Origin of the sequence: Cellulomonas triticagri (genome assembly GCF_003696205.1) — a bacterium.
Classification (GTDB): Bacteria; Actinomycetota; Actinomycetes; order Actinomycetales; family Cellulomonadaceae; genus Cellulomonas; species Cellulomonas triticagri.
This window is the reverse complement of the sequence record NZ_RFFI01000002.1, coordinates 98,197-112,047: the sequence shown is the minus strand read 5'-3', so window position 1 is coordinate 112,047 and position 13,851 is coordinate 98,197. Positions and strand designations below refer to the sequence as shown.

12 protein-coding genes are annotated in these 13,851 nt (G+C 74.1%); 7 read left to right on the top strand and 5 right to left on the bottom strand.

Features of this window, described 5'->3' with window-relative positions; genetic code table 11:
• Positions 1–766: glycerate kinase (locus EBM89_RS00930; protein ID WP_199731923.1), on the bottom strand; the 766-nt coding region annotated here is incomplete at its 3' end.
• Positions 767–838: 72 nt separating this feature from the next.
• Between EBM89_RS00930 and nadA the strand changes: the two genes are divergently transcribed.
• Positions 839–2,053, top strand: a complete 1,215-nt coding sequence (gene nadA, locus EBM89_RS00925; protein WP_122147580.1) for a quinolinate synthase NadA — start codon at positions 839–841, stop codon at positions 2,051–2,053.
• A 28-nt stretch (positions 2,054–2,081) separates the two neighbouring features.
• Positions 2,082–2,681, top strand: coding sequence for a DJ-1/PfpI family protein (locus EBM89_RS00920; protein ID WP_122147579.1), 600 nt, complete (start codon positions 2,082–2,084; stop codon positions 2,679–2,681).
• 91 nt (positions 2,682–2,772) lie between these two features.
• Here the strand turns inward: EBM89_RS00920 and EBM89_RS00915 are convergent, their stop codons facing one another.
• Complete coding sequence (locus EBM89_RS00915; protein ID WP_122147578.1) at positions 2,773–4,167, bottom strand: dipeptidase; 1,395 nt, start codon at positions 4,165–4,167, stop codon at positions 2,773–2,775.
• A 32-nt stretch (positions 4,168–4,199) separates the two neighbouring features.
• On the opposite strand from EBM89_RS00915, the gene EBM89_RS00910 reads away from it, so the two are divergent.
• Positions 4,200–4,802, top strand: a complete 603-nt coding sequence (locus tag EBM89_RS00910) for a DUF3043 domain-containing protein (protein ID WP_233571451.1) — start codon at positions 4,200–4,202, stop codon at positions 4,800–4,802.
• A gap of 309 nt (positions 4,803–5,111) precedes the next feature.
• Here EBM89_RS00910 and EBM89_RS20860 read toward each other — a convergent pair whose 3' ends face one another.
• Positions 5,112–5,711: a hypothetical protein gene (locus tag EBM89_RS20860; protein ID WP_147463411.1), complete on the bottom strand. Its 600-nt coding sequence runs from the start codon at positions 5,709–5,711 to the stop codon at positions 5,112–5,114.
• Between the two features lie 789 nt (positions 5,712–6,500).
• Between EBM89_RS20860 and EBM89_RS00895 the strand changes: the two genes are divergently transcribed.
• The 4 genes from EBM89_RS00895 to EBM89_RS00880 are packed head-to-tail and all read left to right on the top strand — an operon-like array spanning position 6,501 to position 11,411.
• Positions 6,501–7,706 (top strand): cytochrome P450, encoded by a 1,206-nt coding sequence (locus EBM89_RS00895; RefSeq protein ID WP_122147575.1) that lies wholly within the window; start codon positions 6,501–6,503, stop codon positions 7,704–7,706.
• The gene (locus EBM89_RS00890) at positions 7,700–8,842 is read left to right on the top strand and encodes a hypothetical protein (protein ID WP_199731922.1); all 1,143 of its coding nucleotides are present in this window, start codon (positions 7,700–7,702) and stop codon (positions 8,840–8,842) included. Before EBM89_RS00895 ends, EBM89_RS00890 begins: the two co-directional genes overlap by 7 nt.
• Positions 8,839–10,161 (top strand): preATP grasp domain-containing protein, encoded by a 1,323-nt coding sequence (locus tag EBM89_RS00885; RefSeq protein WP_122147574.1) that lies wholly within the window; start codon positions 8,839–8,841, stop codon positions 10,159–10,161. Before EBM89_RS00890 ends, EBM89_RS00885 begins: the two co-directional genes overlap by 4 nt.
• The gene (locus EBM89_RS00880) at positions 10,158–11,411 is read left to right on the top strand and encodes an MFS transporter (protein ID WP_122147573.1); all 1,254 of its coding nucleotides are present in this window, start codon (positions 10,158–10,160) and stop codon (positions 11,409–11,411) included. The genes EBM89_RS00885 and EBM89_RS00880 overlap by 4 nt, the downstream gene beginning before the upstream one ends.
• A 288-nt stretch (positions 11,412–11,699) precedes the next feature.
• On the opposite strand, the gene EBM89_RS00875 is transcribed toward EBM89_RS00880, so the two are convergent.
• Complete coding sequence (locus EBM89_RS00875; protein WP_122147572.1) at positions 11,700–12,896, bottom strand: sensor histidine kinase; 1,197 nt, start codon at positions 12,894–12,896, stop codon at positions 11,700–11,702.
• The gene (locus tag EBM89_RS00870) at positions 12,893–13,555 is read right to left on the bottom strand and encodes a response regulator transcription factor (RefSeq protein ID WP_122147571.1); all 663 of its coding nucleotides are present in this window, start codon (positions 13,553–13,555) and stop codon (positions 12,893–12,895) included. The genes EBM89_RS00875 and EBM89_RS00870 overlap by 4 nt, the downstream gene beginning before the upstream one ends.
• Between the last annotated feature and the right edge of the window lie 296 nt (positions 13,556–13,851).

Below are 13,851 nucleotides of genomic sequence, written 5' to 3'. Positions count from 1 at the left end.
CGCGCTCGACCTCCTGGGCCCCCGCGGCGTCGGTGCGCCCGGCCTCGGCGAGGTCCGCGGACACGCCGCCGAGCCCGAGCAGCGGCAGGTCGTGCGCGTGCAGGGCCACCAGGTCGCGACCGGCGAGCGCGGTGCGCAGGTCGACCAGCGCGCCGAGGTCGGCGGCCGTCAGCCCCGCCGCGGCGTCGAGGCCACCGGCCGCCGTCCCGGGTGCGGCCCCCAGCGCGGCGAGCAGACCGGCTCCACCGTCGTGCGCCACCGTGCGGCGCCCGCCGAGCCCGACGACGACCCGACCCGCACCGGTGTCCAGCGCGGCAGCCACGAGCGTGCCGAGACCGGCCGACGACGTGCCCCCCGCAGGGGTCGATCCCGGCTCCGCCGCACCCAGGGCGAGGGCCCCGTCCACGTACGCCGTGCGCGACCCCGAGGGCTCCGTCACGACGACCACGGCGCCCGGCACGACCGCGCCGTGCGCGTCGGTCGTCGTCACGGACAGCAGGTCGCCGCCGCGGGCCGCGCGCACGGCGTCCACCAGGCCCGGCCCGCCGTCGGACAGCGGGAGCGGGACGAGGGCGTCGCCCGGCGCGGCGGCACGCCAGCCCGCGGTGATCGCCGCGACGGCCTCGTGGGCGGTCAGCGCGGGCCACGGGTCGCTGCCCGGCCGCACGGTGGGCCCGCCTGAGCCGACCGGGCGCTGCCCGGCGAGCGCCGCCGGGACGTCGTCGGGGCGCGTGTCGAACCGGCCGGGGGCGACGAGGACGTGCACGACCGCGATCCTCACCCGCGCGCCGGGCCGCGGCGGGTCCCGGTCCCGGTGAGCAGGTCCGCGGGCTGTGGGATGATCGCGGGCGTGAGTCTGCTCGCCCCCTCGGCCACGTTCACGGAGCCCGCCGCCTCCGCCCTGCTGCTCCTCGGTCAGGGCGTCGACCTCGCGTCCGAACGCGGCGTCGAGTGCGTCGGCGGCCTGCCCGCCGCCTCCGACCCGGATCTCGTCGAGCGCGCGCGGGCCGCCCGCGCCGACCTCGGCGACCGCGCGTTCGTGCTCGGCCACCACTACCAGCGCGACGAGGTCATCGACTTCGCCGACGTCACGGGCGACTCGTTCAAGCTCGCCCGGGAGGCCGCCGCGCGCCCCGAGGCGGAGTTCATCCTGTTCTGCGGCGTGCACTTCATGGCCGAGTCCGCGGACATCCTCACGTCCGACGACCAGCAGGTCGTGCTCCCGGACCTGGCCGCCGGGTGCTCCATGGCGGACATGGCCGCGATCGACCAGGTCGAGGACGCGTGGGACGTGCTGGTCGAGGCCGGCATCGCCGAGGACACCGTCCCGGTGACCTACATGAACTCGACGGCCGCCATCAAGGCGTTCACCGGGCGGCACGGCGGCACCGTCTGCACGTCCTCCAACGCGCACGTCGCGCTGCGCTGGGCGTTCGACAAGGTCGGCGGCGTCGAGGGCACCGGCAAGGTGCTGTTCATGCCGGACCAGCACCTCGGTCGCAACACCGCGGTGCTCGAGCTCGGCATCCCGCTCGACGCGTGCGTGGTGTTCGACCCCCGCAAGCCGAACGGCGGCCTCACGACGCAGCAGCTGCGCGACGCGCGGATGATCCTGTGGCGCGGGCACTGCTCGGTGCACGGCCGGTTCTCCGCGCAGAACCTCCTCGACGTCCGCGCGGCCGTCCCCGACGTCACCGTGCTGGTGCACCCCGAGTGCAAGCACGAGGTCGTCACCGGCGCCGACATGGTCGGCTCGACGGAGTACATCATCAAGGCGCTCGACGCCGCCCCCGCGGGCTCCTCCTGGGTGATCGGCACCGAGCTCAACCTGGTCCGCCGTCTCGCGAAGGCGCACCCGGACAAGCAGATCTCGTACCTCGACTCGACGGTCTGCTTCTGCTCGACCATGAACCGCATCGACCTCCCCCACCTGGTGTGGGCCATGGAGTCGCTGCGCGACGGGCGGATGGTCAACCGGATCGTGGTCGACGCCGACGACGCGCACTGGGCGCGGGTCGCGCTCGACCAGATGCTGGCGCTGCCCGGGCACTGATCCGGGGCGCCCGACAGGGAGGTCGCACGTGAGCACCGGGCACCCGCTGCGGGTGGGGATCGTCGTGTTCGACGACGCGGAGGAGCTCGACGTCGTCGGGCCGTTCGACGTGCTGACCGCCTGGGCCGGGACGTCCGCGCTGCGGCCGGAGGTCGTGACGTTCTCCCGCGACGGCGCCGGCGTGCGCTGCGCGAAGGGCCTGCGGCTGCTGCCCGACACCTCGCGCGACGAGGTCGGGCCGCTGCACGTGCTCGTGCACCCCGGCGGGCGCGGCACCCGGCCGCTCGCGCACGACCCCGAGCACCTGGCCTGGGTCCGCGCGACCCGGCGCACCACCGCGCTCATGACGTCGGTGTGCACCGGGGCGCTGGTCTACGCCGCCGCCGGGCTGCTCGCCGGGCGGCCCGCCACCACGCACTGGGCGGCCGTGGACGAGCTCGCCGCGCTCGACCCGAGCGTCCTGGTCGACACCGAGGCGCGGTTCGTGGACGACGGCGACGTGGTGACCTCCGCCGGGGTGTCCGCCGGGATCGACATGGCCCTGCACCTGGTCGCCCGCCTCGACTCCCGCGAGGCCGCGCGCGACGTCCGCCGCCAGATCCAGTACGACCCGGCCCCGCCGGTCTGAGCCCGGCGAGACTCCGCGCCGAGTGCGGAGAAGCCGGTCCGGGATGTCCGGATCGCGGCGCAGGTTCTCCGCACTCGGCGGGCGTTCGGGCTCAGGCGAGGCGGGCCAGGAGCAGGGCCTCCGCGAGGACGACCTTCTCGAGCTCACCCAGGTGCACCGACTCGTTCGCGCCGTGGGCGCGGGAGTCCGGGTCCTCGACGCCGGTGACCAGGATCGCCGCGTCCGGGTAGACCTCCAGCAGGTCCGCGATGAACGGGATGGACCCGCCGATGCCGATGTCGACCGGCTCGGTCCCCCACGCGTCCGCGAACGCGGCGCGGGCGGCCCGCATCGCGTCCGAGTCGGCGGGCGCCTGGAACGGCTTGCCGAGCTCGCCGTCCCGGACGGTCACGCGGGCGCCGAACGGCGCGTGGCCCTCCAGGTGCGCGCGCAGCGCCGCCAGCGCCGCGGCCGGGTCCTGCCCCGGGGCGATCCGCATCGAGAGCTTCGCGGTGGCCTTCGGGGCGATGGTGTTGGACGCGGTCGCGACCCGCGGGGCGTCCAGGCCGATCACGGCGATGGTCGGCCGGGTCCACAGCCGCGCCGTCAGCGGGCCCGTCCCGGCGAGCGTCACGCCGTCCAGCACGCTCGCGTCCGCGCGGAACGCCGCCTCGTCGTAGTCGACCGCCGGGTCCGGCGCGGTCACCAGACCGGCGACGGCGACGTCACCCGCGTCGTCGTGCAGCGTCGCGATCAGCCGGGACAGCAGCGTCACCGCGTCCAGCACCGGGCCGCCAAACATGCCGGAGTGGACGGCGTGGTCCAGCACCGCGACCTCGACGTCCAGGTCCACCAGGCCGCGCAGCGACGTGGTCAGGCCGGGGACGCCGACCTTCCAGTTGGACGAGTCCGCCACGACGATGACGTCCGCGCGCAGCAGGTCGGCGTGCGTGTGCAGGAACCGGGTGAACGACGGGGACCCGACCTCCTCCTCGCCCTCCACGAAGACCGTGACGCCGACGCCGAGCTCGTCGCCGAGCACCCGCAGCGCACCCAGGTGCGCGACCACGCCCGCCTTGTCGTCCGCCGAGCCGCGCCCGTACAGGCGGCCGTCCCGCTCGGTCGGCTCGAACGGGTCGGTGTCCCAGTCCGCGCGGTCACCGGGCGGCTGCACGTCGTGGTGCGCGTACAGCAGCACCGTCGGGGCACCGGCGGGGGCCGGACGCCGCGCCACCACCGCGGGGGCGCCGGGCGTGCCGTCGGGACGCTCGACCGAGAGGATCTGCACCTCGGGCAGCCCGGCCTCGCCCAGCAGGCGGGCGACGTGCTCGGCGCTGGTGGCGACGTGCGCCTGGTCGAAGTCCGCGTTGGACACCGACGGCACCCGGACCAGGGCCTCCAGGTCGGCGCGGACGCCGGCGAACGCGGCGGCGACTCGGGCGCGCAGGTCCTCGACGGACGGCGCAGCGGACGGGGACGGGGACGGGGAGGTCGTGGGCTCTGTCACGGATCGCCACGCTACTCGACTACCCTGGAGGGGTGTTCGGACGCAGCAAGGACAGCAGCACGTCGCAGACGCCCGTGACCCCCGAGGTCGTCGGCGTCGTCGAGGCCCCGGGCGGCAAGGGCCGCGCGACCCCGAAGCGGAAGGTGGCCGAGGCCGCCAACCGCCGGCCGCTGGTGCCCACCGACCGCAAGGCCGCCGCCAAGGAGGCCCGCGCCTCGCAGCGCGCCGAGCGCGACCGCCAGTACGTCGCCATGCAGACCGGCGACGAGCGGTACCTCCCCGCCAAGGACAAGGGCCCCGTGCGGCGCTACGTCCGGCAGTACGTCGACGCCCGGTGGAGCCTCGGCGAGCTGTTCCTCCCGGTGGCGATCGTCATGCTGCTGCTCAACATGCTGCTCACCGGCGTCAGCCCCGAGCTCGCGTTCCTCGGGCTGGTGCTGCTGTACGTCTTCGTCATCGCGATGGTCGTCGACGTGACCATCATGTGGCGGCGGCTGCGCAAGAAGCTCATCGCGAAGTTCGGCGACGACGCCATCCAGCGCGGGCTGATGATGTACTCCGTGACCCGGGTGTTCCAGATCCGCCGGGCGCGGCTGCCGAAGCCGCAGGTCAAGCACGGCGACTACCCGGAGTGATCCGGGGCTGACCACCGGGGCCGCGCCCGCGGATCCTCCTGGCTCCCGGATCCTCCTGGTTCCGCACGGTCCGGCTCCGCACGGTCCTCCTGGTTGCGTGCGGGTGCGCGGGTCTGCGCGCTCAGCGTGTCCGCGGCACCCGCGCGGCTGCGGCGACGGACGGTGCGCGACCCCACCGGACAGGACGTCCGTGGCGGGGCCGCGCACGCGACTGCTCGAGGGCCGACCCGTGCACGCCCGCTCGGCTGCCCGCCGCGACGGGCCCGGTGCGCGGGCCCCGGCCGGCGTCGTCCTACTCGGCCGCGGGCATCACGGGTCGCGCAGCGGGTTGTGGACGATGACCGTCCGCTTCTCGGAGACGTCGGTCTCGCCCGGGTAGCCCTTGTGGCGTCCGTTCGGGTACCCCCACCACATCCCGCGGACGTGGCTCTCGACCACGACCCGGAACGTCCCGCCCGGGATGTTCATCTTCCCGCCGAGCGTGACCGCGCTGCCGTTGCTCGTCACCTTGAAGGTCTTCTTGTCGTGGACGGTGCCGTTCGCGCCCTCGATCGTGATCGTGGCCGTCGTGTCGGCGCGGTACTTGTTCCGGTACCACTTGAGTCCCCAGTAGTACTGCATGTCGTCGATGACGTAGGAGACGTCGGCGGTGAGCCCGGAGCCGCGGCCGTCGACCGCCACGCTCGCGGACGTCCACTGCCACCTGTCGGGCGAGTAGACCCCGGATCGGGGGCTCGCGCAGTGCAGCGTCCACAGGTAGCCCGGGTGGCTGGCGCAGACGGAGGGGCTGCTCGCAGCAGCCGGGGTCGGGGACGCGACGACAGCCGCCCCGGCGGTGAGGGTGACGGCGCAGGCGAAGGAGACTGCCCTGAGCAGCGAGGACGTGTTGATTGTTGGTGTCTTGACCACGCGTTGACGCTAGGGACGCTCACAGCACGTGAGTACCGACATGGACGCCCTTGAGTACTCCGCGGCGACGCGCGTGCCGGTTTCCCGGCGAACGGCCGAGGGGCGGGAGTGTCGATCCTGCACCTACCCAGCCCGGTGTTCCTCGCGCGGTCGACGGCGCGAGGTGCACCCCGGCACCTGCGGACGCCCGCGCAGCCCTGGCGCCCACCTGAGGGGGGCGACGAGGCCGAGGACGGACTGTCGAGCCGGAGCGTCTCTCCTGCGGCTGCGACGCCCGCCGACGGCACCGGCGCGGGCTCGCGCGAACCTCCGGCGTGCGAGGCGCACGCGGTGGTGGGAATCCACCAGTGGCGCGCCGGGAACCCCCTGGGGGTCATTGCCCTGGTCGCCCGACCCGACCTAGCGTCGCCGCACGCTCTCGACGGTGCGAGACAGGGCCACAGGCGCGTCGACCCTCCGCAGGCACCGGTGCCCGACGGCCGACCGTGCGAGAGCTCCCGTCGACCGTGATCTACCGGAAGGAAGCCGCGGCGATGCAGATCCACTCCGCCCGCCGTCTGAGAACGCCGTGCCAGATCGGCGACTGGTACGAGCGGGAGCCCGGCCCTCAACCGCACAGCGCGGACCGGGTCATTCCCGCCCCTCGCACCGCCCGCACCGGCGAGCGGGACGCCGACCACGAGCAGGAGGGAGAGGTGACATGACCTACAACCACATCGTCTGACGGTGCACGGGGACGGGGGCCGCGAGCTCCCGTCCCTCCCCGCCCCACGACCGAGAGGACCCCACGTGGCAGCCCCCGCCCTGTTCGATCCCCTGACGCCCGCCGCCCTCCACGACCCCTACCCGCAGTTCGACCGGATCCGTGAGACCGCGCCCGTGACCTGGCACCCGGCGCTGGGTGCGTGGCTCGTGTCCCAGCACGCCGAGTGCCAGGAGGTCCTGCGCGATCACACCCGCTTCGCCCGCGATCCCCGCCGCGTCGGGGGCGAGATCGGCGCGGATCTCGACAACATCCAGGTCCAGGACCCCCCGGATCAGGCTCGGTTGCGCCGCTCGATCATGCGCGCGCTCCACGCGCAGGACCTCGACCGCATCTGCGAGGAGGCGGGACGCGCCGCGCGCCGCGCGCTTCTCGGGCGTGGCGGAGGTCCGCCGTTCGACGTCATGGCGGAGATCGCTGCCCCGGCCGCGATGAAGATCATCAACACCACGCTCGGCGTCGACCACTACACCGCAGCCGGGTACCTTCCGCTGTTCACGGCACTCACACGAGCCATGGACAGCGGGCTCGATCCGGAACGACTCGCGGACGGCGTCGCCGCCGGAGCGGAGCTGCGACGCGTGGTGGCGGACTGGGTCCGAGACGGGGAGCCCGCAGCGATGATCGCAGCGGCCCTCGACGGCGACACCCTGGCGCGGGAGGAGGAACTCCAGCTGATCAGCTCCCTCGCGGGTGTGTACAACGCGGGGTTCAGCACCACCTACGCCATGACCGGCGCCCTGACGGCTCTCGCGGTACGGCGCCCGGAAGTGCTCGACGCCTTCCGTGCTCTCGACGGGTCCGAAGCCCGGTCCCGGGCCGCGCACGAGCTGCTGCGCTTCCTCAGTCCCGCGCAGGCGACGTCCCGGTACGCGGCGGTGGACACCACGCTGCGGGGGAACCCCATCGCCGCGGGCGACGTGGTCATCACCCTGCTCGCCGCGGCCAACCGCGATCCTCGCGTCTTCGCCGACCCGGGGACGATCGACCTCGGGCGGCGCCACAACCCGCACCTCGCCTTCGCGTGGGGACCGCACGTGTGCCTCGGATCCGCGCTCGCCCTGTCGTGGATCGAGGTCTACACGGAGGTCCTCCTGGACCTGGCGCCACGGCTCTCGCTGACCGGCGAAGCCCGCTTCCTGGACAGCGCGACGCTGCGCGCGACCGCCCACCTGCCGGTCCGCGTGTCCACACCGTCCCACCCCGCTTCCCCGGAGAGTGCCTCGTGCTGACACTGCACAGCTACGACGACTGGTCCCCGCTCCGCGACGTCGTGGTCGGTTCCGCCCGGAACTACACGAGCCACGAGCGCGAGCTCTCGTTCGACGTGTTCTTCCACGACCACCTCTTCCGCTCCGAATGGGCCTACCCGCGGCTCGCGGCCGCTCGCCCCGGCCGCGACGCGCGGTCGTGGGAGATCAAGCGACGCTACGTCGACGAGCTGGTCGAGGACGTGGAGATGCTGGCGGGTGTGCTGGCCTCGCTCGGCGTCCAGGTGCGCCGGCCGATGACGCTCCCGCCCGACCAGGCGCCGATCGCCGGGATGTCGTGGCAGGCCGCCCCGACTCCGGCCCTGAACATCCGCGACAACACCCTGATCCTGGGCGACGAGATCATCGAGACCCCGCCCGCGATCCGCTCGCGGTACCTCGAGACCCGCCTCCTCGCCGCGCACTTCGCCGAGTTCTTCGACGCGGGCGCCACTTGGACGACGATGCCGCGGCCGCTGCTCACCGACGCCTCGTTCGACCTGTCCTACGCACGCGACTCCTCGACGAGCCTGGGCGGACCGACCGAACCCGTGCTCGACCCTGTGACGTCGTCGCTCGACGTGGGCTTCGAGATGATGCTCGACGGTGCGCAGTGCCTCCGACTGGGGCAGGACCTCGTGATCAACATCGCGAACACCAACCACGAGCGGGCGGCTGTCTGGCTCGAGCGCCACCTGGCGGGACGGTTCCGGGTGCACCGCGTGCACCGGATGAGCGACAACCACATCGACTCGATGGTCCTCGCGCTGCGGCCGGGAGTGTTCCTGGCACGCCACCCGGGTGTCCGTGACCTGATGCCGGAGGTCTTCCGGTCGTGGACCTACCTCGTGCCACCCGAGCCGGATCCGTCGGCGTTCCCCCGGTACGACGACGGCGACCTCGTGCTGACGAGCCCGTACATCGACCTGAACGTCCTGTCCGTCGACGAGGAGACCGTCCTCGTCAACGCCGAGTGCCCCGGCGTGATCGGCCTCCTGGAACACAACGGGTTCACCGTCGTACCCGTGCAGCACCGGCATCGTCGCCTGTTCGGCGGCGGTTTCCACTGCTTCACGCTGGACACCGTCCGCGACGGCGGATGCGAGGACTACCGGTGAGGCTCCTCGTCGCCAACGACCTCGACGACTCCATCCTGCGCAAGCACGACGTGGGCCCCTGGGCCGAGCGGATGCTCTGGTTCGCCCGGGACGGCGACACGGTGGTCCTCATGCGGGAGCCGGACACGGACTTCCTGCGCGAAGTCATCGCCGTGACCGGGACCGACCCGTCGACACTGGCGATCCACGTGCTCCCCGAAGGCCGCCACGGACGCCGCATGTTCGACCACCACGCCTTGATCAGCGACGACGTCGTCGACTGCGTGGCCCGGACGCTGGGACCCGTCGAGTCGGTGCACAGCCAGTGGCCGTCACCGTACGTCGCTGAGTTCGCTCGACGCCTCGGGCTGTCGAACGTGCTGGGTGGTGCGGCCGTCTACTCCCAGAACGCCGTCGAGGTGCTGAACAGCATGGGGACGTTCCGGGTACTCGCGGCCGCGGCCGGAGTCCCGACGGCGGCGGGCGGGGTCTGCAGGTCACCCGGCGACGCCGTGGAGCTGACGACGCGTCTGCTGCACACGTACGGCACGCTCATGGTCAAGAAGGCCCACGCCGGCGCGGGAGCCGGGAACCTGGTCGTCACCACCAGCGACGCACCCGGTGCGGCCGGGACCGGGCATGCTGCGCGGTTCCAGGTGGACGACACCTCGGTCGCGGACTTCTGGGAGGAACGCTGGGCCTGGGCGAGCGCCGACGGACGCTTCCCGGTGGTCGTCGAGCGGCTCGTGGACGACCCCCGGTCCGTCTACGCGGAGTTCCTGGTCACTGACCACGCGGCCGAGCACGCTGCGACGGGCGAGCTCTTCTTCGAAGCCGGGGTGCTCGTGCGCGAGGAGATCCCCGCTCCGGACCTCCCCGCCGGTGTCGAAGAGCGCGTGCGGACCGAGGGGCACCGCCTCGCCGAGCTCTACCGGACGCTGGGACACCGCGGCTTCCTGAGCGTGGACACCGTCGTCAACCGCGGCGGAGAGGTCTTCGTCACCGAGGTGAACGCGCAGTCCACGGGATCGAGCCACCTGCACGCGGTCATCCGGGAACGGGCGCAGGCAGACGGCGGCGCCTCCCGGGTGGTCGCCCAGATGTCGTCGCCCGCCGACTGGGCGGTGGTGGACACCGCGTGGTTCCTCCGGCGCGTCGGCGAGGCGGGGCTGGGCTACAGCTCCCGCACCGGGACCGGGGTCCTGCCGGCCACACCTGCCATCCCGGTCGGGCACGGTGCCATCGTGTACGTGGTCGTGGGTCGGGACACCGCCGAGGTGACCGCGTCGATGCACCGGCTGGCCTCGGTCGTGCAGGACCACCAGGCGCTCGACGCGTGACCGTCGCACCCTGGCGGCGGATGCTGCAGCGCTCGGTCGTCGACCGCCGTCCGCTGCGTCACCGGGCGTTCCGCACCCTGTGGCTCGGATCCCTCGTCGGCTCGGTGGGCAACCAGGTCGGCGTGTTCGCCGTCGGGCTGCAGGCCTTCTGGCTCACCGGGAGCTCGCTCGCCGTCGGAGCGGTCGGCGCGTTCGTCGCCGTCCCGATGTTCGCGACCTCGTTCGTCGCAGGCTCGCTCGCGGACCGTCTGGACCGTCGGCGGCTCGGCATGGCCGCGACCGCCGCCCAGACCCTGGTCAGCGGCGGACTCCTCGCCCAGTCGATGCTCGGCAACGACCGGCTCGCCGTGATCTACGGACTGGTAGCCGTGCAGTCCGTGGTGGGCTCGTTCGCCGCACCCGTCCGCCAGACCTACCTTCGGATGCTCCTGCCCGCCGACCAGATGCCGGGCGCTGTCGCACTGTACCTGTTCGCGGGGAACGCCGGGCTCATGCTGGGGCCCGCGCTCGGCGGGCTCGCCGCCGAAGCGGGCCTCGCGGTGTGCTTCGCGCTCCAGCTCACGACCGGCGTCGTGTCGTTCGTGTCCGTCGCCGCCCTCCCCCGCGCGCCAGCACCGGACCGCGCGGTCGACCCGACTGCGGCCCAGCGGCTGCCGCGCGACGTGCGCGCGCTGGTCCGCGCCCGCCCGACCATCGGTCGGGTCCTGCTGCTCGACGCCTCGATGACCCTGCTCGGTGCACCGGTGGCGCTGCTCCCGGCGCTCAACGCCGATCGCTTCGGTGGGGCGCCTGCCACCCTCGGTGCGCTGACGGCCAGCATCGCGGTGGGCGGCACCGTCGGGACCGTCTTCTCCGGAGCCCTCAGTCGGGTCGTCGCACAGGGACGGTGGCTGGTCGGTGCGGCCGTCACCTGGGGGGCGGCGACCGCTGCCCTCGCTCTCGCCGGCTCACCGGCCTGGGCGTGCGTGCTCCTCGCGACGGGAGGCGTGGCCGACGCCGTGGCGGTCACGCTGGGCCAGACGCTCGTCCAGAACAGCACCCCCGACGCGTTGCGCGGCCGGGTGAGTGCGCTCGAGAACGTCGTCCAGATGGGCGGCCCGCAGATCGGGAACCTGCGGGCGGGCGTGGTCGCGAGCTGGTGCGGAGCGGCGCCGGCGCTCGCGATCGGCGGCCTGTGCGCGGTCGCCGCGGTCACGGTGGTCGCCGGCCTGTCCCCCGGGCTGCGCCAGGTCGGGCGGTCGGAGTCCTGACGACCCGGAACGTCTCCGCATCCCGGAAGCAGCAGGTCCAGGCGACGGAGCGGCCCGGCGTCCGCGCCCCGGCGCCCACGCGGTCGTGCGGTGCGGCGACGGCCCTGACCCGGCACCTGGCTGACCGGCACGCCGGCAGGTGCGGACACGGGCCGAGGTGGTACCGGCCCGTCGCCCGTGGTGCAGCGAGGGCGGCGTCAGGCGGCCCCGGCCCGGACGGCACCTCCGGTGTCCCGTCGGGAGGAGACCTGGCCGGTGCCGATCCCTCAGTCCGTCGGGTTCTCCGGGTCACGGGACCGACGCCCGCGGCTCGCCCCCGCGAGTCACGAGCCGGGCCGGCTTCGGGCTGCCGGAGACCGGCAGCGTGAACCGGAGCACGCTCCCGGAGCCGCCCGGGTCGTCCCGCAGGCGCAGTGTCCCGCCCCGTGCCTCCAACCGCGCACGGTGCCGCTCGAGGCCGCGCAGACCCAGGCCCCGCCCCCGGAGCCCGCGGCCGTCGTCCCGCACCTCACCCTCCAGCCGCGTGCCCGCCGCGCCGCGCACCAGGTCGAGGCGGACCGCGATGTGGCGGGCCCGGCCGTGCTTGACGGCGTTCGTGACCCCCTCCTCGATCGTGTCGATGACGACGAGCCGGTCCCGGACGGCGAACGGGTCGTGCACCTGCGGGTCGGTGCCCTGCTGGTATCCCGCACCGAGCTCGAGCGCACCGGTCGTGGACGTCGGGAGCCGGTCCAGCAGCGCGAGCACCGCCCGGACCACCGACACGTCGACCGCGACCGGGAACAGCTCGTGGCTCAGCGCCCGGACGTCCTGCTCGCTGATGTCGTCGACCCGCTCGGCGGCCCGGCGCAGCCGCGCCGCACGCCCCGGGTCCTCCACCGCGAGGTCGGCGGCCACGGCGTCGAGCTCCGCGGCGAGCATCACCAGCCGGTTCTGCACCCGGCCGTGCAGCCGGTCCGCGACGACGCGCCGGTGCACGATCTCCTCGTCCGCGAGCCGCGCGGCGCGGAGCTCCTCGTCCAGCCGGGCGCGGGACTGCGCGGCCTCGGCCGCGACGAGGTCGGCGAACAGGAGCGCGCTCGTCACGACCACGCCGTACCCGACCGCGGTCGCGGCCCAGTCGACGATGTCGTCGAGCGCCCCGACCCTCGCGGCGAGCCTGCCGAGCACCGCCGCCCGCACCCCCGCGGCCACCGCGGCGACGGCCAGGACCACACCGCAGCGCCGGCCCCAGGACAGCGTGCCGACGCGCGCGGCCACGGCGACGAGCACCGTGCCGATGACGCACCCGAGGTCGACGACGAGGACCAGGAGCGTCCCCGCCGCGACCTGGTCCGCGCTCAGGCCCCGTGCCGCCAGGACGACCGTCCCGCCCCAGCCGAACCACTGCGCGAACTGGATGCCGCCGAACAGGACCGCGTTCACCAGGGCCACCACCACGACGACGCGACCCCGCTCCTGCTCCGGGCTGCCCCGCGGGGTCACCGCCCCGCGACCCGGCTGGTCTGGCGCAGGAACGCCAGCGTGGCGAGCACCCGGCGGTTGCGGCCGTCGACGACCAGGCCCAGGACCCGGTAGATGACGAGCAGGTGGTTCTCCACCGACCGGACGACCACCCCGAGCTCCTCCGCGATGGCCTCGTTGGTCAGCCCCTGGGCCACCAGCGACAGGACGCGGAACTGCGCCGGCGTCAACCGCGACACCTGGGAGTCGGACCGCGCCGCCGAGCGCCCCACCAGGTAGGGGTCGATCACCTGCTCCCCCCGGTCGGCGGCCGTGATCGCCCGGACCAGCGTCGTGATCGCGAAGCTCGACCGCTTGGACAGGTAGCTCCACGGCTTGGGCGCGGCGTCCTGCGCGAGCATGAACGCGGACAGGGAGTCCTGCGCGGACAGCAGCAGCACGCCCAGGTCGGGGTCGCTGCGCTGCAGCCGGGCGGCGAGCGCGACCCCGTCCCCGTCCTCGAGCGCCACGTCGACCACCACCACGTCGGTCGAACCGGGCGTGATCACCAGAGCGGCCTCCTGGGCCCCGCCGACGCTGTGCGCCAGCGACAGCCCGGGCCGGCCGTGCAGCAGCTGCTCGAGCATCCGCCGGAACATCAGCTCGTCCTCGACCAGGCTCACGCGGATCGTCGACCTCACGCGACTGACCTGGTCGTCGGCGGCACCAGCCTCACCACGACCCCTCCTCCCTGCCCCTGCCCGTCACCCCCGGGCACGGGCACCCCACCGTGGCACCACCCCGGTGCGGCCAGGTTGTCCGTGGAGGGAACCCCCTCCCCCGCACCGAGGTCGTCCACGCGGCGGTGGCGACGGCGCGCACCGGCGGCACCGGCCCCGGGAGGCGTGCCGCGCCCGACGCGCCCGGGGACCGTGCTGGCTGCGGGGACGACCACCGACCTCCACGCCGCGCCCGTCGCACCGCACGACCTCGTGTC

Coding starts and splice junctions, on each gene's coding strand:
- nadA (WP_122147580.1), top strand. CDS start 839: ATGATCGCGGGCGTGAGTCTGCTCGCCCCCTCGGCCACGTTCACGGAG.